Source organism: Lentimicrobium sp. L6, assembly GCF_013166655.1.
Classification (GTDB): domain Bacteria; phylum Bacteroidota; class Bacteroidia; order Bacteroidales; family UBA12170; genus UBA12170.
Window position 1 is genome coordinate 37675 of the sequence record NZ_JABKCA010000003.1, and the last position, 21163, is coordinate 58837.

A 21163-nucleotide genomic window follows, 5' to 3' on the forward strand; every position below is an offset into this window, starting at 1 on the left:
TACATATGGGTTTGGTCAAAAAACATAGCACTTCATTTCTATTATTCATCATCAGTATTATTCTGGTCTTTTCTGCCGCTAATGTAAAGTGGGGAGGCGAAAGATGGCATTCTATTATTCGCGACGATGGAAAGGGATATTATGCATATTTACCTGCTATATTCATCTATCAGGATTTATCTTTTGGATTCTACGATAAAATTGAAAACGAGAAGTATTTTATTCCGCAATTGGTCTTCGATTATAGAAATGAATACCAAGGTAGTATAGTAAATAAATATTATGTAGGTACTGCCATAGCCGAACTGCCCTTTTTTTTGATGGCTCATGCTCTAAGTGAACCCATGGGATATGATAGCGATGGATATTCAAAGATTTATTATGTATTTGTCAATATCGCAGGATTGTTTTATATGGTGCTTGGTTTGTATTTATTATGGAAGATCCTCCTTTTGTATCAGATTAAAAAATCAAATATCAATATTGTTCTGCTCTCTATTGGATTAGGAACACATCTGTTTTATTACGCCGCTTTCGAGCCTTGTATGTCGCATGTGTATTCCTTTGCTGCTGTAAATGCTTTTGTATTATGGAGCAAGAAATGTTTTATTGAAGCTAAGAGCAAATATCTCATTATAGCTGCTCTTATGTTCGGGATGATAGTTCTGATTCGGCCTGTAAATGGTTTGGTTATATTGGCTTTACCATTTGTTTCTGGCTCTTTCCCTGTTTTTAAACAAAGACTTCAAGAACTATTCACAAAAAAATATCTTGCAACTATTGGAGCTCTTTTGAGTGTTTTTGGAGTGTTGTTTATTCAAGGCATAATATATTATCTACAAACTGGCCACTTTATTATTTATTCATATGGAACTGACCATTTTGATTTTCTTGATTCTCATATGATAGATATTTTATTCAGTTATAAAAAAGGACTATTTCTTTATACTCCGATATGCCTTTTGGCTTGCTTTGGAAGCTATTATTTATTTCTAAAGAATAAGTTTCATTTTTTTAGTTTACTCGCATTTTTTCTAGTTTTGACATACGTGCTAGCCAGTTGGTGGAGTTGGTGGTATGGTGGAAGTTTCTCATCAAGAGTCTATGTGGAGTATCTTTTTGTCTTTGCCATCCTCTTGGCTTTTGCTTTGGAACATATTACCATTAAAAAGTGGCGCAACTTATTTATGGCGAGTTTGTTCTTTTTAATATTATTTAATCAGAAACAGACCTATCTTTATCGTATTGGTCATATTCATTTTGTAGATATGGATAAGGAATGGTATTGGAACTCTATTATTGATCCTCTAAAGCTTAAATAGTACTCCCCAAAGTGCATAAGGTTTTTTATATCTTCATCATCGCTTGTTAATTAACTCATAAATACCCTGCATATATATCATTTGCTAATAATAAGATCGATTTTACAGTACTTTTGTATAGTGCAATAAAACAGGGTCGTAGCTATAGAGTCGGCAGATTTGAATCAAATACTTTTTTAAATGGTAGACAACTTAGTTTTTGACATCCTTGTCTTTTGCAAGGAAATGAAATCGTTTACGTCAAATAAGAAGAATAATAAAAAACAAAATATGAAACACTTATCATCAATGATGTTGTTTATTTTGGCAATAGCTATATCAGGCTTTGCACAAGAAAAGCAATCAGTAAAAGCTACCGAATTTGGAATGCTACCAACGCCAACAGTAGTTCCAAGTATTGCAAAACAAATTGCAAATGGAACCATTCAATTAGCGGATCCTAATATGGACCCATTACCAGGGCATCCTAAGAGAAGAGGAGTAAATAATGTGGTACCAGGAAAAGGATTACCAGTTAATGGTGATGCATTAGTTGCTAATCAGGAAAGAGCGGTTAAGAAACAAGGTAGAGAAGCTTTATTGGTTTTCGATGCCAATACTTCTCCATATACTCCTTCGGATCCAACTGGAGCAGTAGGTCCAAACCACTTTGTTGGTGCTTGGAATACTGGATTTAGAGTTTTTGATAAGGAAGGAAATCCATTGACTTCTGCAATGAGTTTATCTACACTATTTCCAGGGAATAATGCCGGAGACCCTATTGTTTTATACGATGTAGAAGCTGATAGGTTTGTAATCACAGAATTTGATCACAGCCCTAATGGTTTAAATATTGCTATTTGTCAAGGACCAGATCCTGTAAATGACGACTGGCATGTTTATACTTCAGGATTAGGAACAGGAGCATTCCCAGATTACCCTAAGTTCTCTATTTGGTCTGATGGTTACTATATCACTGCCAATATCAATAGTTCCAATAGAATCTTCATTATGGAAAGAGATAAGATGCTAGTTGGTGATGATGCGCAGTTCGTATTACTTCCAATGCCAGGTCTTGCAAAAAATGGATTCTATAGTCCACAGTTTTTCAATACCACCGATGGCAATTTACCTCCAGTTGGAGAACCTGCTTATGTGGTATATATGCAAGATGATGCTTGGTCTGGAGTTTCTGAAGATCATTTAAAAATATGGAGTGTTACAGCCGATTGGGAAGATATTTCAAATAGTGAAATCTCTACCGCCGTTCAAATTCCAACAACTCCATTTGTATCTGTTTTTGATGGCGGGTCATTCTCAAATAGACCACAACCATCAGGGCCACAACAAGATGTATTGCAGGCAACAGTAATGAACCAAGCACAATACCGTAGATTCGCTGACCACAATTCAGCTATCTTTAATTTTGTTGTAGATGTCGAATCCTCAGGAGAAAAAGCTGGTATTCGTTGGTACGAGATGCGCCAAACTGCTGATGGAGAACCATGGGAGATTTATCAAGAAGGTACTTTCGTAAGTCCTAATAATAATAAAGATGCTTTCTCGGGGAGTATGGCTATGGATGGTCAAGGTAATATTGGAATGGGATATACAACAGTGAGTTCTACTGAAAAGATTGCCATTTATTTTACAGGACGTTATGCTTCTGATCCAGTTGGACAAATGACCATTGATGAAAGCTTAATTGCACAAAGTACAGCAAATAATCCTTCCAATAGATTAGCGGATTATGTACACTTAACTTTAGATCCTAGTGATGATAAGACTTTCTGGCATATTGCAGAGTATTTTAATGGTGGTAGAAAAGATGTGGTAGGAGCTTTCAAAATCGCCCCTGATTTTCAGAATGATATAGGAGTGGCTTCAGTCGATCAACCTGAGGATGGTTTGTTAACAGATTCTGAGTTGATTACCATAACTGTTTTTAATGCAGGAGAGGCAGAGCAAGCGAATTTTGAAGTGAATTATCAAATAGATGGTGGCGATATTATAACAGAAATATTTACTGCTACTATTGCGCCTCAGGGATACGAGAGTTTTACTTTTGCTCAAACAACAGATATGAGTACAATTGGTCAAACCTATGAAATCATGGCTTTTACAAGCCTAGCAGACGATGAGGATCCTAGTAATGATGCTGTAATTAAAGAGGTAACGCATTATGGTCCTACCGATTTAGGAGTTACAATGATAAATACACCAATGACTGGTGAGAACTTAAGCTCAGACGAACAAGTAAGTATCTCTATTAAAAACTTTGGTACTGAAGAACAAAGTGATTTTGATGTGTCTTATGATGCCGATGGTATGGTAGTATCGGAAGTGGTTAGTGGTCCTTTGGCTTTTGGTGAAACCCTAGATTATACTTTTACCTCCCCTGCTGATTTATCAGATTTAGGGATGCATTATATGAAAGCTTATACCTCATTAAGTGGTGATACAGATATGAATAATGATACTACACATAAATTAGTTGTGAATAGTAATTGTATTCCAATGGCCAATTGTGCCAATGATCATGAAATTGCTAGAATTCAATTGGGAACCATTGATAACGAAAGTGGTTGCTCTGAGAATGGATATGGTGACTTTGTAAATCAAATGACTGATTTGGTAAGAAACACAAGTCATGAACTCATTATGTCTGCCTCTTATGGAGATCAGTTCGTAAAAGTTTGGATAGATTTTAATGATGATTTTGTTTATGATGCTGATGAAGTAGTTGCTGCTTTTGAAATGGCAGATGGACAAGGTTCTGGTGACTATACACAAACTGAAGAATTAATTATTCCACAAAATGCTAACTTAGGTGAGCATTTAATGAGAGTTAAGTTAAGTTGGATTGTTCCCATTGGTGATGACCAAGCTTGTAATGATATTCCTGAAGGTGGTGAAACTGAAGATTATATGGTTAATGTTTTGTCTTATGTTGGAATTGAATCCATGCCTCTTCAAGAAGCGGAGATGATTGTGGCCAATATGGGTAATAATCAGTTTAGAGTTTCTATGAACTCTGCTGAAACTACTGAGCCGTTGAGAATCGATGTTCATAATACTATGGGTCAATGTTTATTGCATAATAGAGTCATTAAGACTAACGATCGCTATACTTACGATATTGATATGTCTTATGCAAAGCCTGGATTATATATCATTAGATTTGGAACTGATGAATATGGTAAGGTGAGAAAGATTTTGGTAAAATAAACCCAATACCATGAAACAAAAAAAGCGGAACCAATAGTTCCGCTTTTTTTGTTTTCAGAGCTTTTTATGCAAAAACAATATCTTTAATCACTTCTTTTCCAACGGCATAATTGAGGGCTTTCTTTAACTCGTCGCGGCGATAGCTTAGCTCGTGGCGTAACGCTGCAGAATCTAAATGAACGTAGAGAATCGACTGAGAAACTCGTTTACTTATAGTATGGTTGCAGATATGCTTTCCCATGATGTTTTCCCACTCTTGAAGGAGTCTGGTTTCGTCAACACCCTCCTCTAAATCATTTTCTTGGAGTACTTTTTTTAAAACATCTCCGATACTCATTTCTTTTCTTCCACTAAACATATCTTATGAATTTAAAGGGCTAATAACTTGATTTTCGATACTAAAGATTTTATGATCCATAGAATTATGTTCGAAAATATGCTCGATTCTTTCTTTCTGGGTATCAGTAATAAATACTTGCCCAAACTCTTCCTCATTAACTAATTTAATGATTTGCTCTACTCTTTGGCTGTCTAATTTATCGAAGATATCATCGAGTAAAAGAATGGGTTTTTGCTTTTTAATTTGGCGCATATATTCAAACTGAGCCAATTTGATGGCTATCACATATGACTTTTGTTGGCCTTGTGAACCATATTTTTTAATAGGGTAGGAGGAAATGGTAAATTCTAAATCATCTTTATGAATTCCAACAGATGTATATCGAATGGCTTGGTCTTTTCTCAAATTTTCTTTGAGTAAGAGGGAGAGTTCATTTTGATGAAGCTGTGAATTATATTTAATGCCCACCTCTTCCTTTCCATCGCTTATAAAACTAAAATATTTCTGAAATATAGGGCGAAAATCTTCAATAAATTGAGCTCTGACTTCAAAAATTTGACTCCCCAAATCGTTTAATTTATGATCCCACATTTCTAATAGATCGGCATCAAAACTTCTGTTCTCGGCAAAGCTTTTGAGCAATGCATTTCTTTGTTGTAAGGCCTTATTATAATTGAGGAGGTTGGTGAGGTAGAGTCCGTTAAATTGTGATATCACACCATCTAAATACTTTCTTCTCACATCGCTATGGTTGTTGATGAGGTCTCTATCGTAAGGTGAGATCATGACGAGTGGTAAGAGTCCGATATGGTCGGCCAAGCGATCATATTCTTTGTCATTGAGTTTGAACTGCTTTTTCTTATTGGGTTTAAGTACGCATTGTACCTTATCGTTAGAGCCATTTTGCTGTTCATAATATCCATGTATGGCAAAGAAATCCTGAGTATGACGTATGTTTTGAGAATCTATAGGATTAAAATAGCTCTTGCAAAATGATAAATAATAGATAGCATCCAAAATATTGGTTTTGCCCACGCCATTATTCCCAATAAAGCAATTTATCTTAGGAGAAAAGGAGATATCTCCCTCCGTATAGTTTTTGAAGTTTGTGAATTTCAGTTGTTTAAGGTGCATGGTTAGGTTTCTTCTTTACCATTCAAAGATAGAGAAAAATAGCAGCCTCAAGCAATAAAAATATGAAATCAGAATTAGCTGATAATCAATTTATGAGTTTCTTGAAGACCTTCACTATTGCTAATTTGAATAAAGTATAATCCAGCAGGGTAGAAGAGGAATCTATAAAAAGGTTTTTACCAAGCGCAATTGATGTGAATACTCTCCAATTTCCTTATTAAATATCCCTTGATGATCAAGAGTATCTATTCTTACTTGTCCACTCGCATGAATAATCTCGTTTGGCGAAATAATAATACCCACATGAATAATATTACCCTCCTCATTATCGAAGAAAGCCAAATCTCCAATTTTAGCCTCCTCTAAAAAATTGAGTACTTCTCCTTGGGTGGCTTGTTGAGCGGCATCTCTAAAGAGTTTAATCCCCGCCATTTTGTAAACCATTTGTGTTAAACCTGAGCAATCAATTCCGAATGGCGTTTTTCCGCCCCATAAATATGGAGCATTCAAATAAGTCATGGCCAGCTTTAAGATTTCTTCAGAATTGGGTTTTGTAATCTCTACTATATCTTCGGGGGCTTCAAAAACCATTGTATTAAGCTTCATTTCTTTTCCAGAAAAGCTACAAGCTGGAGGAATAATCTGTTGGCCAAAGGGACTAGTGATGTTTGTAATCTCTTTGTTTACAAAATTGTTTTCTTGAGAAGCTAAAAAATCTTCGCTATTCATTTCTAATTGCTGTTTAGGATCTATATATCCTTCGTAATTATCGTATGAATTGCGAATAAGAATCCAATTTTTGGTCGTTTTTTCAAGGACTTCAAAAACATCGCCAAATAATAATTGGGAAATCATTTCACTGGTATCTGATGGATCTTTCCTCATGGGAACTATCGAAAGGTGGCAAAAACCAAAGCTCATAAGTTTGTATTTATTGGAATACAAAAATATACATTTTTCGACCTTCGGCATTCTTTTTTTAAGCATAAGTTTCCAAGTTTTATTGCCTAGCATCTGTTTAGTGAAATTATTATCTTTACTTTGCACAAATAAGTTATTTGAAAAGGAGAATGAAGAAATTAATATATTTTCTAAGATACAGATATACAATTATCTATAAAGTAATTTTGTTTTTGGCAGCCATGATAATCATGGTTTATTTCTTTCCAAAAACAGCCCGCTTTAGTTATGATTATAGTCAGGGATACCCTTGGACTTCTCAAAGCTTGATAGCTCCTTTTGATTTTGCGGTATTGAAAACGCCTCAAGAAGTTGAAAAAGAAAAGGAATTGCTACTGATGGAGGTAATCCCCTATTACAGATATGATGAAAAGATTGGAGACTCTCTAAAGCCAATAATACAAAAGGAATTTGAAATGAAATGGGCAGAGCATTATGGCGCTGCCGAAAAACTAGCCAAGAAGAAAAGAACCTGGGAATTTATCCATCAGAAATTTTCTTTGCTTGTACAAAAAGGGGTAAGAAGTTCGGTTATTAATAGGAACTCCAATGGTCATGTGAGTCTTTTAAAAGGAAATCAAGCTACAGTTATTCCTTTGAGTTCGATTTATACACTCTCCACTGCTCAGTATATGCTGGAGCAGGAATTAATAAATGGAGGGAATATAGATCAAACCATTGCCAAAGAAATTATTGCGGCTCATTTATTCCAAAATGTTTCCTATGATGAATTAATGACCACCAAAGAGGAAGAGGCCTTATTATCCAACTTATCATTATCCTATGGTTTGATACAAAAAGGAGAATTAATAATTGCAGAAGGGGAGTTGGTGACTACGGAAAAGTATCAGATTCTGGAGTCCCTAAGAGCCGAGTTTGTGAAACAAGTGGGAGGATCTAAAGAGTATATATGGACCACTATTGGTTTGGGGATTCTTATCATCATTGTGTTTTTATCATTGGCCATCTACTTAAACTTATTCAGACCTTCTATTTTACGTCATTCGAGCCAAATACTCTTGATTTTGGTGAGTATGATGCTTTTTGTGATTCCAGAAAGCCTTCTCATACAAAATTACCCCGATTATATACTTCTGTTGCCACTCCCACTATTGGCTATTATTATTAGAAGTTTTTTCGATGTGAGAACAGCTATGTTTGTATATCTGCTCACAGTAATCATTATTTCATCTTTCATCCCAGATGGATATAATTTTATTTTCCTTCAATTAATTACAGGTATTATCACCATAGTTTCTATTCATCGATTAAATAAACGGCGACAGTTTTATCTAACAAGCTTATGGATTTTCCTCTCCTATTCTTTTATATATGTGGCCTTGCTCTTGGTAAGAGATGGGAGTTTAAATCACATTGAAATTGATACTTTTTACCTTTTAGCCATTAGTGCAGCTTTGTCCTTATTTAGTTATCCCATTATCTATTTATTTGAAAAACTGTTTGGGCAAATTACGGCACTTACCTTATTGGAGTTATCTGACACTAATAATAAGTTGCTTCGAGATTTGGCTCATAAAGCACCAGGTACTTTTCAGCACAGTCTTCAGGTAGGAAACCTTTGTGAGGCTGCTTTAATAGAAGTAGGAGGGAATGCACTATTAGTAAGGGCTGGAGCTCTTTATCATGATATTGGGAAAATGTATAATCCCATGTATTTTATCGAAAACCAAACCACTCAAGTAAATCCTCACGACGAGTTGAGCTATGAGGAGTCTGCAGAAATTATTATTAGTCATGTGAAATATGGGGTTAAGCTGGCAAAAAAGCATCGCCTTCCTGAAATGATTATAGATTTTATAAGAACGCATCATGGAAATAGAAAGGCAGAGTATTTTTATAGAATGGCAGTGAAAGAGGAGGGAGTGGAAGAAGTAGACGAGAGTATTTATACTTATCCTGGCCCTATTCCATTCAGTAAAGAAACAGCAGTTTTGATGATGGCTGATAGTATAGAAGCGGCAAGTAGGAGTATTCCTAAGCCAGATGAGAATATCTTGAGTAATCTAGTTGATCAAATTATCACCGGACAAATGCAATCAGGCCAATTTGATAATGCTGACATCACCTTAAAAGAAATCAATCAAATCAAGAAAATTTTCAAGAAAATGTTACTTACCATCTATCATATTCGTATTGAATACCCAGATTAGATTCTTTTTTATCATCATTTCCTTATGTTTTATTTTGGTAAGTAAGTGATACTGTTAGCCAGAAACCTTCTTCTCGCTTCTGTTTTCTAAGGCCACCTTGTTTTTCTTTTTAACATATTGATGTCTATAGGTATAGAAGTAATAATTTCTTTGTTTTTCTACCTATGGTCTACCTTAAATCTACCTGTTTATTTTGGCCATTGAAGTAATTGAGAGTTTATTTGTGACCTGAAAACAAATAAAATGATTGTCATGAAAAAATGGATTCTATTATTATTGATTACCCAGATGCTTTTTGGTGTTATTTCCTGTAAGAAAGAAGAAGAACAAGTAAAACCTGAAGTGGAAATTCCACAGGGAGAATCTCCGTTTGTTGCACCAAATGTTATGGATGAAAACACACGTGCTATCATTTCTGAGATTGATACCAGCGATTTTACTTTTGTATTTAAAGGAGAATCTGAAATAACAAAAACACTGGAAGTGGGAAGTATTTTAGTAGATAGTGCTTCTGAGATGGCTCCATATGGTTATCTAAGAAAAGTAAAAAGCATCAATAGTAAAGATGGAGAGTTAACTATTCAAACTGAGCAAGCCGTATTAACTGATATTGCAGAAGAAGCCAGCATCAGGTTTAGTACAGGTCAATTGAATAGGAGTCATATTCAAAAAGTAGTCTTTGCTGAAGGTGTTAACTGGTCTGAGCATAAGGACCCAAATTTTTCAGTTTTTTCATTTGATTACAGAAAATCCATTAGTGGAAGCAATGGTGAATTTGTAATGGAAGGACATACTTCTTTAGATATGGAATTCTTCTTTAATTTCGATTGGGAATGGGTATGGGAATTGGACTGGTCACTGGGCCATCCAGTGGTTAAATTATTTGAAAGTGGAGTTATTATTGACCAAGCAGCCTCTATTCAAACTCAAGCCACAGGAATTATGGAAATTGATAAGAAAAGGTATTCCCTTGCTAGTTTTTATTTCACACCATGGACTTTTATGGTAGGTCCTGTTCCTGTTGTCTTTTATCCTCGCATTGAATTGTTTTTGGAATTAGATGGCAGTGTAACTGCTGAATTTACAGCAGGGGCTAGCGAAGATTTTCATGCTGAGTTAGGGGTGAGATATACTTTGGAAGATGATTGGAGAGAAATTTCGAATTATACCTATACAACTGACTTCTCAGCGCCTAATATGAGTATGGATGTTAATTATACTGCTGATATAGGTCCAGAGATATCATTATTGCTTTACGGTGTAGCTGGACCATTTGCTAATGTTACAGCTTTTGGGCAATTGTCCTCTCATCTTGAAGGAGTGCATGGGTATTGGGATTTGGATTTTATAGTTGGTTCCAGGGCTGAGGTTGGTGTATTAATAGATGTATTGGGGTTTAGGGAGGATAAAGCTTTTCTTATTGATCTTTTTAGAGATACCTTATTACATTATGATAATGAACCATTTGGGAATGCTATTTATTTAGATAATCCAATTAATGGTAGTAATTATGCTTTAGGAAATAATATCATGCTAACGGCAAGCTATACAGGTTCTGTGCCCGATCAAGTGGTGTTTAATATCAATGATGATGTGGTTTTTCAAGATGATGATGCCCCGTTTGAGTACTTATGGGAGACAGAAGGATTGGAAGCTGGGGCTTATGAAATAAAAGTAAAAGAAATGCTTGGAGGCGTGAAAATATCTGAGGATGATGCAATGATTAGTCTGCAGCAGGTATTTTGGAGCGAGATTGATTTAAATGATTTGGGAATTGGTGATAACACACGGTGTACTGATTTTGTTTTCTTTGGGTCAAATGATGCTTGGATGACTACATCAGAACCAGGTGCCGGTAAGCTTTTAAAGACTGTGGATGGCGGTGATACTTGGCAAGTAATTACAGCGAGTAATTTGGGCATCGAAAAAATGAATATGTTTAATAGCAGTGGTCAAGGATTTTATCTAACCTCTAACCAAAAAGTATATCATACTGCGGATAATGGTTTAGGTTTTGAAGAGTTGGAATATGGAAATGAATTCTATACCCAGCCTACCTTTCAATGGAAAGATATATTTGGAATTGGAACTAATTTGGATGGAGAAATAATAGCTGTTGGAAAAGACACTGGTATACCCTATCAATTTGAAATATATCGTGCCAACTCGGCAAGTCATGAGCCCATAAGTGATTATGGAATTCCACATCCTAATGAATATGGTTACCCTCCTCAAATTTATACCAGAGGAAATACAGCTATAGTTTACGGTATACAAGATGAAAATGTAGCAGATAAGAGTTATTATTTAACCTCTAATGATGGTGGACTAAGTTGGATCGATCATGAATTTGGAGGAGTGACTCTTCAGGATATTTTAGAGGATGCCGCTATATTAAATGAAGACCAATGGTGGATTGTGGGACAGAATGAAAATGGAGCAGCTTTAGTTCTAATTACAGAAAATGCTGGGCAATCTTGGGAAGTATTAGAATTTGATGATATCGATGGTTTCCATTCGGTACATTTTGTAGATGCAAATGAGGGTTATGCAACCATAAATAAGTTGACTAGCAATAAAATGCCTAAGCTTTATCAAACTCTTGATGGAGGTCATTCTTGGGATCCTGTTTTTGGAGTAGAAAGCATTTATGGAATGGAAAAGGTAAGCTTTATCGGAAATGAACTTGGAGTTGTAATTGGTCAAGGTCCTATTATTTATAAATTTGGAATTGGCGATTAAAATTCATAGATAACAGAAAGTAAAGGCATTCTTCTGATGGAGGGTGCCTTTTTAGTTTTTCAGAATCAGCATTCCAACTTTACAATCTAGACATTTCTTAAAATCGCAATAATGGGTTTTAAGCTGTATCATGGCTTGTGATTCCAATGCGTTCTTTGGCTTTTTTCCAAGCTCAGCAAATTTCTTTGTGATTTGGTTCTTTTCTGCAATAATTTCACTTAAAAACCCTATGGCTCTATCTTCATATTTGCTTTCGCCTTTGTTTCTTCCATAAACAAATAGAAATGGAATTACAGCATTTATCATTAGGCCCATCCTACTTGCAGCTCCCAGCTTTTTAATTCTTGAGGAGGATGGGACATCAAATCTATAGTGGGTATCCCAAAAGGCTGAAGCATGAGATTCAAATAATTGGTGGAGTTGCTTGAGTTCCGAAGTTTCCAATATTTTACTAAATAAAAAGTCACTTCGGCTCATTAAAAAGGCTAATTGTGCAATTCTAATATCTGGAAAGGCTGCTGGTCGCAACCTCATATATTTCCACAAGTGCTTTGGCATGGGGACCAACTTGTACTTCTTGCTTAAAAACGCGTATTCTTGTTTTAACTTTTGGTGATATTCACCTTCTTTGACCTCCTCCAATAATCCTGCTTGCCCAAACAATAGGGCTTCAATTTGAAATAGTTGATCTTTATGTTTTGCCAGAATATTTGGTTGAGTAGAACGTGCTAATATTTGAAAAGGAAGTTGATTTATCTTTTGTCCAAAATATCCCGAAATGCTAATGAAAAAGGCCATTTCCCAATCCATTAAGGCGCTTTCTAATAATTCTGAAACCGATGCTGATTTGTTTTCTAATCGTTCTATCGCCAAGCGTTCCAGCCAGTTGCTCCATTCAAAATCGTTAATACCTTCCAATTGTTGAGCGCATGGAATCCAGTTTTTATTATGAAGTAGGTATTCATACTTTTCTAATGAATATGAATCAAATTTACCTTTAAGTTCCAAACATTTTAATTGCTGTTCATCTTGGGTTTTTACTATCTTATCACACTCATAAACCACATGAAGGATGGTGTTGTTATATGCTGGGTCTTTTTGATGTTGGTGTCTGTTCCAATCGGAAGATCGGACATGAATTTCTACATTTCCAACCCAAGTAGTTTCTCCAATATGGATTTTTGCATTAAAAAAATCAGGGCCAGAGTCAGTATTTAGAATACCAGGTTTTATGATATTTATATCTTCTCCATCGGTTGTAAATAAAGGAGTATGGAATAGTTGATACCTCCATAAATAGTAAAAAAAGGCTTCGGTCATGACACGTTTAAGTTTAGGGATGACCAAGGTACGAAATATTTTTATTTGATTTTAAGAGTTGAAAACGAATATTAGAGGCTTTTTTTGATAAAATAATAAGAAAAGAGGTTGACCATATTCAGCATTAGAATTCTTAATCACCTAATATAACTCTTGAACCTTAAATGATAAACCAGTAGACCCTATCATAAATCTTAAATCAAAAAAACCTATCATAAATCATAAATCATAATTCAAGATTCGTTAATCTACAATCCTAAATCTATCAGTCTACCTTAATAAGCTCACCTTCGGCGCATTGGTATTTAGTGGAGTCATATTTACCAAATAGGGAGTAGTCATGTGTAGCCATAAGAACCGCTCTATCTTCCCTACTGATTTGGAAAAGTAAGTCCATAATTTCCTGAGAGGAGATAGGATCTAGGTTTCCAGTGGGCTCATCTGCAAGTATAAGTAGTGGATCATTAACTAAGGCACGAGCAATACTTAAGCGTTGTTGCTCTCCACCTGAAAGCTGATAGGGCATATTCTTTCCTTTGTTTTTCAAACCTGTTTTGCTCAAAAGCTCCGCTACCTTGTCTTTCATATGATCTTTGTCTTTCCAACCTGTGGCCTTCATGACAAAAATCAGGTTTTCCTCTACATTTCTGTCAAATAACAGCTGGAAGTCTTGGAATACAATCCCCAATTTTCTTCTTAAAAATGGAATTTCTTTGTCTTTTATTTGAGGAAGATCCACATCTGTAACACTAGCTTTCCCTTTTAGAATTGGAACATCTGCATAAAGCGCACGTAATAAACTACTTTTTCCACTCCCCGTTTCGCCAATTAAATAATTGAATTCTCCAGTTTTAAGTTCGTAGTTCACATTCTTCATTACCAAGCTGTCACCCTGATAAATATCTACTCCTTCTAATCGAATGACGGTTTTTTGCTTCATGCTATTATTTTGCCGCTAAAATAATGTATTTTCATGAGCCAAATAAAAAATGGGTTCACAAATTACAAAGTGGAGCCATTATTATATTCTTTTAGCATAAAGATAAGTTTGGATAACTTCAAGCTCCATGCTTCAAACTCTTAATCCAAATCTTAAATCTTTTGAATTTACTTGCTGTATTTTTATGGCTTTGAATGATGTCAGGTTTTTTGAAGACATTATCTGCATTTTCTTCACCAGAAATCTCTTCTGCAAATGGTTTTATACCCTTGTTTTTATTTTTAGAGTATTTAGATTCTTGATATTTTAAACTGCAAAACAAACTATTCGACATATTTTTCTCAATATTGTATGCACAAAAATAAACTTTCGGAATGTTCAAAATGGAGCATTTCATTATAGGACCTATTAATTCAGGGATTTACGTAAGGAGTGTTTAAGATAGACAGTACGATAATCATGACAGAAGCTTTGTTATTTAAATCTAAAGTTAAATGGCTAAATCAATTAAGAACCATTCCGAATAATTACTATATTTGATCAAATTTTTTTCTTAATGCAATTATTCCACATCTTAAAAAAAATACCAAGTCAGATATATCTGTTTTCGGGCATATTATTATTTGTTTTTGTATTCCCTTTAATTGATAGAGTCACTATTTTTGATTTTGTTGGTCCGCTTGCCTATAGTATTATGACCATATCTATTTTGTCGGTAATAGAAAGAAAAAAGCAGAAGAAATTAAAGTACTTATTTATTCTAGTAGCCATCAGTATCATTTTCATTTGGGTAATGTATTTTAGTCCTCGAAGTTATTTGAGTTTGGTTTCGTTTGTGTTAAGTCTTTCTGTCTTTTTTACTACCATTGTTTTGCTGATTCAGCAGATTGTACAAAGCAAAGAGGTAAATACTAAGGTTATTTTAGAAGCAATTAGCGCTTACCTTTTGTTGGGAGTTATGTTTACTTTAACAAATTCATTAATTTGGACATTTGATCATGATAGTATCGGAATTACAAGTCCAGATATTGCAGATTTTGTGTATTATAGCTTCATAACCCTTACTACTATTGGTTATGGGGATATTTCACCAGTTAGTGATTTGGCAAAAATGACAAGTATCTTATTTGGATTATCGGGTCAATTATATTTAACCATTATTATGGCATTCATTATCGGAAAATTTTTAAATAGATAATAAACAAAACTAATTAATATGAAAACCATCAATTTACTGCGAGCGCTAATTCTGCTTTTAGTGTCCGTTTTTATTTTTAGCTCCTGCACAGAGCAGAAAAAACAACTACCACCAACCCAGGTTACTGTGGTTCAAGTTTTACAAAAGGATGTTCCCATCACTCATGAGTTTATTGGACAAACCTATGGTTTATACGATATTCCTATTCGAGCTCGAGTTCAAGGGTTTCTAGAGGGCATTCATTTTAAAGAAGGAACAGTAGTGAAAAAAGGCGATCATCTTTATTCAATTGATGCTCAGTCTTATAAAGCTGATGTAGCAGGCCAATTGAGTGATGTAGCTGGAGCAAAAACCGGTTTGGTGAAAGCGGAAAATGATTTAAACAGATATAAACCTCTTGCTGCAGCAAATGCTGTTAGTCAGTCGGATCTTGATAATGCTGTTGCTCAGTATGATGCAAGTGTAGCGCAAGTTGCAGCAGCCCAAGCAAATTATGAAATTGCTCAAATTGAATTAGGCTATACCGAAATCTATTCACCAATTGATGGAATTATTGGTAAAACCAACGCCAAAGTTGGTGAGTTTGTTGGGCAAGATCCAAATCCTGTTATTTTAAATACTGTTTCCGATGTGAGTTCTGTTAATGTAGAATTCTTTTTGCCTGAGGCTCAGTATTTGATGTTGGCCCGTGCATTTAAAGGATATCTCGAGAAATCGAAAAGTCCAACAGCTGATGATGATAAATATTTAGAATTGGCATTGTCGGATGGTAGCATATTTGAGCATCATGGTGATGTGGTATTTATTGATAGAGAAGTAAATCCAAGCACAGGTTCCATATTGGTTCAGGCGCGTTTCCCAAATCCAGAGGGTCTCTTACGTCCAGGTCAGTATGCTAAAGTTAGAGCTCATTTAAATGATATAAAGGATGCTTTGCTAGTGCCTCAATCTTGTGTGATTGAATTACAAGGTCAGTATTCAGTTTTTATTGTTGATGATAGCAGTCATGTTCAGACTGTTCAAGTAGAAATGGGACCTAAGTATAAAGATTACTGGGTAGTATCAAAGGGCTTAAAGTCTACCGATAAAGTGGTTTTTGATGGTGTTCAAAAAGTAGGAAATGGAATGAAAGTTATTGCCAAAGAGGTCACTTATAAATCCAAGGCCCTTAAACAATAAAATTGAGAAAAGATGGCAGAAGATAAAGGAAATTTTTTTGTGCACCGGCCTATTGTTGCAATGGTAATTGCTATTGTGATTGTGATTGTGGGTGCCGTGATGCTTTTAGGATTGCCAATTGAGCAATACCCTAATCTAACTCCACCTATTGTTCAGGTGAGAGGAACATACACAGGAGCCAATGCGCTCAACGTTGAAGAATCAATGGCTACGCCACTAGAGCAGTCGATTAATGGTGTTGACAATATGATTTACATGAAATCTACAAATGCCAATGATGGTAGCATGTCGATAGATATTTCATTTGATGTGGGGACTGATCCTGATATGAACACCGTATTGGCTCAGAACCGTGTTTCTGCTGCTACGGCAAAATTACCCGAAGCAGTTAAGAAATACGGTGTAACCACTGAAAAATCACTTCCGAATATTTTAATGCTGGTAACCTTGACTTCTGATGGTAGATATGATCAGGATTTCCTTGGTAATTATGCTTTAATAAATATTAAAGATCAGTTGGCCAGAATCAAAGGAGTCGGGCGTGTTAATGTTCTTGGAGCCTCAGATTATTCCATGAGAATTTGGATTAAACCTGATAGATTGACCCAGATGGGCTTAACTGTTCCCGAGATTCTTAATGCCATAAACGAACAAAACGTGGTAGTTCCTGGTGGTAAGTTTGGCGCCGAACCTGCTCCTGCAGGAACAGAGTTTACCTACACTGTAAGACTGCCAGAGCGGTTTAATTCACCGGAAGCTTTTGGAGAAATTGTAGTTAGAACCCAATCCGATGGTTCTCAAGTGAAATTGAGAGATGTAGCCTCCATAGATTTAGGAGTGGAAACTTATAATGCTTTTACTAGATTAAATGGCGAAACCTGTTCTATCATTGCTTTGTATCAAGCTCCGGGTTCCAATGCAGTTGAGTTAGCACAAAATGTAATTGCAGAAATGGATCTTCTTAAGACGAACTTTCCAGAGTCTGTAAAATATGATGTGTCTTTAGATTCTACGGCACCAATTACGGCTGGTATTAAAGATATTATAGTTACACTAATCATTGCTTTAATTTTAGTAATTTTAGTGGTATTCATCTTTATACAGGACTGGCGAGCAACCTTAATTCCAACTCTTGCTATACCAGTTTCTTTGGTAGGCGCATTTATATTCTTCCCATTATTAGGTTTCACTATTAATGTACTTTCACTATTAGGACTGGTATTAGCCATTGGTATTGTAGTGGATGATGCTATTGTCGTAGTAGAGGCTGTTCAGGTTAATATTAGCAAAGGCATGAAAGCCAAAGAAGCCACTTTAGATGCCATGCGTAAAGTAACTGCTCCTGTTATTGCAACAACCTTAGTATTGGTCGCAGTTTTTATTCCGGTAGCAGGGATGGCAGGTATTACCGGTTTGCTTTATCAGCAGTTTGCTATTACTATTGTGGTTTCTGTTCTCGTTTCTTCTGTGAACGCACTTACACTTAGTCCGGCTTTATGTTCTCTATTGTTGAAAGAGCCCAAGCCTTATAAAGGTCCTTTGGGATGGTTCTTTGCTAAGTTTAATAACGGAATGAACAAGACAACAGATGCATATATGAGCTTTACTTCAGTTGTAACTCGTAAATTGAAGCGTTCGGCTATATTTATTTTATTAATTTCTGTGGCTGCTGGTTTCTTCGGAAAACTAGTTCCTGGTGGATTTATTCCTGAAGAAGACATGGGATATTTCTTCGTGAATATCCAATTACCAGATGCTTCTTCATTACAAAGAACCGATGTGGTAGCCAAGAAAATTGAGCAGATATTAATGAAGCACCCAGAGGTTGAGTATATATCTACAGCTACGGGATTCTCCCTGTTAAGTGGTGCGATGTCTTCTAATACTGGTTTCCTTTTTGCCAGTTTGAAAGATTGGAGTACCAGAGAGAAAACAGCCAAAGATTTAATTCGTGAAATAAATGGTGAATTACATGTAGGTATAAAAGAGGCTCAGGCTTTTGCTTTTGGTCCTCCAGCTATTCCTGGTTTAGGCAGTGGTTCTGGATTTAGTATCATGTTGCAAGATAAGGGAGGAAATACCCCTCAATACTTATCTGAGAATATGATGAAGTTTATCAAAGAAGCCAATGCTAGACCTGAAGTAGGAAGTGCTTTTTCTACCTTTCAGGCGACTGTTCCGCAGCGTTATATGGATGTTGACAAGGAAAAGGCATTGAAAATGGGAATCAGCTTAAGCGATTTATACCAAACGGTTGGTGCTTTTATGGGTGGTGCTTATGTAAATGACTTTACTCGTTTTGGTCGTTTATATAAAACCTATATTCAAGCAGAACCCCAGTATAGAAACAAAGAATCTGACATCAGTAATTTCTTTATCAGAAATAATATAGGAGAAATGGTGCCATTAGCTACGATTGTTACCATTAAACCTATTGCTGGACCTGAATATACCAATCGATTTAACTTATTTAGAGCTGTTGAGGTTACAGGATCTCCAGCTACAGGATTTACCTCTGCACAAACAATGTCAGCTCTTGAGGAAGTCGCAGCCGATGTATTACCAAGTGACATGAGTTACGCATGGAACGCGATGTCTTATCAAGAAAAGAAAGCTTCAGGTTCCTTAGGTATTATCTTAACCTTTTCTTTAATATTTGTATTCCTTATATTATCAGCTCAATACGAAAGTTGGTCATTGCCATTAAGTATTTTGCTAGGAACTCCATTTGCCATTTTTGGTGCCTTATTTGCACTTTGGGTGGCTCGTTTGGGGAGTGAAACTTTTGAGAATAATATTTTTGCGCAAGTGTCATTTGTGATGCTTATAGGTATGGCAGCTAAAAATGCCATTTTGATTGTGGAGTTTGCAAAGGACGAGTTTGATAAGGGTATTTCTCTAGTTGAAGCGGCTTTAAGTGCGGCTCGTTCTCGTTTCCGACCAATTTTGATGACTGCCTTTAGTTTTATTTTAGGTGTATTTCCATTGGTTGTAGCAACAGGTTCTGGTGCTGAATCTAGAAAAGTGATGGGAATGGCTCTGTTAGGAGGTATGGGATTAGCAACACTTCTAGGAGTGTTTATGTATCCAATGCTTTTTGTAGCTATTGGTAAGTTGTTTGGTTACGAAAAACAACGTGATAGAAAATTAGCATTAGAGCAAGAAGCAATAAAAGCTGAATAGTAGATTTAAAATAAGACAAATGAAAATATTAAAATATATCATAGTTTTTGGTGTCCTTACAGCTTTTTTAAGCTCTTGTATGATGGGACCAAAATTTCAAAAGATAGAGGTGGAATCACCACAAGCCTACTTGGGAGCAAATATCACCACTGATTCTATTAATTTAAAATGGTGGGAGATTTTCGACGATCCTGTTCTCGATACTCTTGTCGTACATTCCTTAATTTATAATAAGGATGTCTTAATGGCAGCAAAGAGAATTGAACAAGCAAGAGCATATTATGGCATGACAAAAGCCGATATGCTTCCTGTTTTCGATATTTCGGCAGGTGCTTCCAGAGGAAATTTCTTAGGAGCTGGCAATAAAATGTCAGCTGCCGATAATTCGTTTTATGTGACACCTTCGCTTTCTTGGGAACTCGATTTCTGGGGGAAGTATAGGCGGTTAAGCGAAGCTGCTCAGGCAGATCTGTTAGCCTCTGAATATGGAATGAGAAGTATGCAGATTTCTTTAATCTCTGATCTAAGTACTTTGTATTTTGAGCTATTGGATTATAGAAAACGCCTCGAAATTTCTAAGATTACCGTTGAACTCAGAAAGAATTCCTTAGATATAATTCAAATGAGGTTTGATGAGGGAATTGTTCCTGAAATCGATGTGAACCAAGCTGAAGCTCAATGGGCTGTGGCCTCTGCAGCGGTTCCTTCCTACGAAAGAGCAGTTATTCAAACTCAGTACGCATTAAGTGTTTTGGCTGGTGAAAATCCACGATTATTAGTTCAGTATACTAATTTAGAAGATCAGGCTTTACCTATTGAAATACCAACAGGGTTGCCTTCAGAACTGCTAAGAAGACGCCCTGATATTGCACAAGCTGAGGCTCAATTTAAATCACAAAATGCTCAAATTGGTGCAGCTATTGCTGCTCGCTTTCCAAGTATTAGCATTACTGGTTTATTTGGCGCAGCTAGTAACGACTTAGCATCTCTCACTACCGGAGGAATGGCCTGGTCAGCAGGAGCCAGCCTTTTGAGTCCTCTTTTTAATTTTGGAAAAAATAAAAGGAGAGTAGAGGTAGAGAGATATAAAGCTGAAGAAATGATACTCAACTACGAAAATGTAGTATTGTACGCTTTTAAAGAAGTAGAGGACGCATTAATTAATATTTCAAGCTATACTGATGAATTGGAAGCTAGGGAAATTCATTTTAAAGCTACTGCTAACGCTGCTAAATTGAGTGCACTTCGTTATGACAAAGGTGTGACGAGTTATTTGGAAGTTTTAGAGAATGAAAGATCTGCTTTTGAAGCAGAACTTAAATTAACTGAGATTAATCAAGAGCTTTTAAATTCTTATGTTGCGCTGTATAAATCACTTGGTGGAGGTTGGTTAAATAGTGAAGAAGAACAGGCTTATCAAGCTGAACAAGCAAAATAGTAATAAGACTTAGGTTAAAAAAAACCGAC

General features: G+C 35.8%; 14 protein-coding genes. 8 read left to right on the plus strand and 6 right to left on the minus strand.

Translation table 11 applies throughout. The features are described from left to right. The first annotated feature begins 5 nt into the window (after positions 1-5). Together HNS38_RS01375 and HNS38_RS01380 are read left to right on the plus strand one after the other, a co-directional pair. Positions 6-1322 carry a hypothetical protein gene (locus tag HNS38_RS01375; protein ID WP_216663609.1) on the plus strand — a complete coding sequence of 439 codons (1317 nt, stop codon included), beginning with the start codon at positions 6-8 and terminating at the stop codon, positions 1320-1322. Between the two features lie 270 nt (positions 1323-1592). After that, entirely contained in the window at positions 1593-4529 is a 2937-nt protein-coding gene (locus tag HNS38_RS01380) for a GEVED domain-containing protein (RefSeq protein WP_172277989.1), read from the plus strand. 64 nt (positions 4530-4593) lie between these two features. Here the strand turns inward: HNS38_RS01380 and HNS38_RS01385 are convergent, their stop codons facing one another. The 3 genes from HNS38_RS01385 to HNS38_RS01395 form a co-directional block, all read right to left on the minus strand. Beyond that, complete coding sequence (locus HNS38_RS01385) at positions 4594-4887, minus strand: DUF721 domain-containing protein (protein WP_172277987.1); 294 nt, start codon at positions 4885-4887, stop codon at positions 4594-4596. A 3-nt stretch (positions 4888-4890) separates the two neighbouring features. Next, positions 4891-6003 (minus strand): DNA replication/repair protein RecF, encoded by a 1113-nt coding sequence (locus tag HNS38_RS01390; RefSeq protein WP_172277985.1) that lies wholly within the window; start codon positions 6001-6003, stop codon positions 4891-4893. Positions 6004-6165: 162 nt separating this feature from the next. Then, on the minus strand, positions 6166-6924 hold the full coding sequence (locus HNS38_RS01395) for a C40 family peptidase (protein WP_172345862.1): 759 nt from the start codon (positions 6922-6924) through the stop codon (positions 6166-6168). 149 nt (positions 6925-7073) lie between these two features. Between HNS38_RS01395 and HNS38_RS01400 the strand changes: the two genes are divergently transcribed. Both HNS38_RS01400 and HNS38_RS01405 read left to right on the plus strand, forming a co-directional pair. Then, on the plus strand, positions 7074-9134 hold the full coding sequence (locus tag HNS38_RS01400) for an HD family phosphohydrolase (protein ID WP_172277981.1): 2061 nt from the start codon (positions 7074-7076) through the stop codon (positions 9132-9134). 252 nt (positions 9135-9386) lie between these two features. After that, positions 9387-11876 carry an Ig-like domain-containing protein gene (locus tag HNS38_RS01405; protein ID WP_172277979.1) on the plus strand — a complete coding sequence of 830 codons (2490 nt, stop codon included), beginning with the start codon at positions 9387-9389 and terminating at the stop codon, positions 11874-11876. Between the two features lie 51 nt (positions 11877-11927). On the opposite strand, the gene HNS38_RS01410 is transcribed toward HNS38_RS01405, so the two are convergent. From HNS38_RS01410 to HNS38_RS01420, 3 genes are all read right to left on the minus strand, one after another. Next, on the minus strand, positions 11928-13196 hold the full coding sequence (locus HNS38_RS01410) for a DUF2851 family protein (RefSeq protein ID WP_172277977.1): 1269 nt from the start codon (positions 13194-13196) through the stop codon (positions 11928-11930). Positions 13197-13461: 265 nt separating this feature from the next. Further along, complete coding sequence (locus HNS38_RS01415; protein ID WP_172277975.1) at positions 13462-14136, minus strand: cell division ATP-binding protein FtsE; 675 nt, start codon at positions 14134-14136, stop codon at positions 13462-13464. A gap of 118 nt (positions 14137-14254) precedes the next feature. Then, on the minus strand, positions 14255-14470 hold the full coding sequence (locus HNS38_RS01420) for a hypothetical protein (RefSeq protein ID WP_172277973.1): 216 nt from the start codon (positions 14468-14470) through the stop codon (positions 14255-14257). Positions 14471-14692: 222 nt separating this feature from the next. Here HNS38_RS01420 and HNS38_RS01425 point away from each other — a divergent pair, with 222 nt between their 5' ends. From HNS38_RS01425 to HNS38_RS01440, 4 genes are read left to right on the plus strand one after another with little or no spacing between them, the layout of a single operon-like run. After that, positions 14693-15334 carry a potassium channel family protein gene (locus HNS38_RS01425; protein WP_172277971.1) on the plus strand — a complete coding sequence of 214 codons (642 nt, stop codon included), beginning with the start codon at positions 14693-14695 and terminating at the stop codon, positions 15332-15334. A gap of 18 nt (positions 15335-15352) precedes the next feature. Beyond that, entirely contained in the window at positions 15353-16513 is a 1161-nt protein-coding gene (locus HNS38_RS01430) for an efflux RND transporter periplasmic adaptor subunit (protein WP_172277969.1), read from the plus strand. Positions 16514-16525: 12 nt separating this feature from the next. Further along, positions 16526-19696 carry an efflux RND transporter permease subunit gene (locus tag HNS38_RS01435; RefSeq protein ID WP_172277967.1) on the plus strand — a complete coding sequence of 1057 codons (3171 nt, stop codon included), beginning with the start codon at positions 16526-16528 and terminating at the stop codon, positions 19694-19696. A 19-nt stretch (positions 19697-19715) separates the two neighbouring features. Then, positions 19716-21134 (plus strand): efflux transporter outer membrane subunit, encoded by a 1419-nt coding sequence (locus HNS38_RS01440; RefSeq protein ID WP_172277965.1) that lies wholly within the window; start codon positions 19716-19718, stop codon positions 21132-21134. Positions 21135-21163 lie beyond the last annotated feature (29 nt).

What these genes read in the sequence shown, in the direction of transcription:
- HNS38_RS01375 (WP_216663609.1), top strand. Translation starts at nt 6, where the DNA reads ATGGGTTTGGTCAAAAAACATAGCACTTCATTTCTATTATTCATCATC.
- HNS38_RS01380 (WP_172277989.1), top strand. Translation starts at nt 1,593, where the DNA reads ATGAAACACTTATCATCAATGATGTTGTTTATTTTGGCAATAGCTATA.
- HNS38_RS01385 (WP_172277987.1), bottom strand. Translation starts at nt 4,887, where the DNA reads ATGTTTAGTGGAAGAAAAGAAATGAGTATCGGAGATGTTTTAAAAAAA.
- HNS38_RS01390 (WP_172277985.1), bottom strand. Translation starts at nt 6,003, where the DNA reads ATGCACCTTAAACAACTGAAATTCACAAACTTCAAAAACTATACGGAG.
- HNS38_RS01395 (WP_172345862.1), bottom strand. Translation starts at nt 6,924, where the DNA reads ATGAGCTTTGGTTTTTGCCACCTTTCGATAGTTCCCATGAGGAAAGAT.
- HNS38_RS01400 (WP_172277981.1), top strand. Translation starts at nt 7,074, where the DNA reads ATGAAGAAATTAATATATTTTCTAAGATACAGATATACAATTATCTAT.
- HNS38_RS01405 (WP_172277979.1), top strand. Translation starts at nt 9,387, where the DNA reads ATGAAAAAATGGATTCTATTATTATTGATTACCCAGATGCTTTTTGGT.
- HNS38_RS01410 (WP_172277977.1), bottom strand. Translation starts at nt 13,196, where the DNA reads ATGACCGAAGCCTTTTTTTACTATTTATGGAGGTATCAACTATTCCAT.
- HNS38_RS01415 (WP_172277975.1), bottom strand. Translation starts at nt 14,136, where the DNA reads ATGAAGCAAAAAACCGTCATTCGATTAGAAGGAGTAGATATTTATCAG.
- HNS38_RS01420 (WP_172277973.1), bottom strand. Translation starts at nt 14,470, where the DNA reads ATGTCGAATAGTTTGTTTTGCAGTTTAAAATATCAAGAATCTAAATAC.
- HNS38_RS01425 (WP_172277971.1), top strand. Translation starts at nt 14,693, where the DNA reads ATGCAATTATTCCACATCTTAAAAAAAATACCAAGTCAGATATATCTG.
- HNS38_RS01430 (WP_172277969.1), top strand. Translation starts at nt 15,353, where the DNA reads ATGAAAACCATCAATTTACTGCGAGCGCTAATTCTGCTTTTAGTGTCC.
- HNS38_RS01435 (WP_172277967.1), top strand. Translation starts at nt 16,526, where the DNA reads ATGGCAGAAGATAAAGGAAATTTTTTTGTGCACCGGCCTATTGTTGCA.
- HNS38_RS01440 (WP_172277965.1), top strand. Translation starts at nt 19,716, where the DNA reads ATGAAAATATTAAAATATATCATAGTTTTTGGTGTCCTTACAGCTTTT.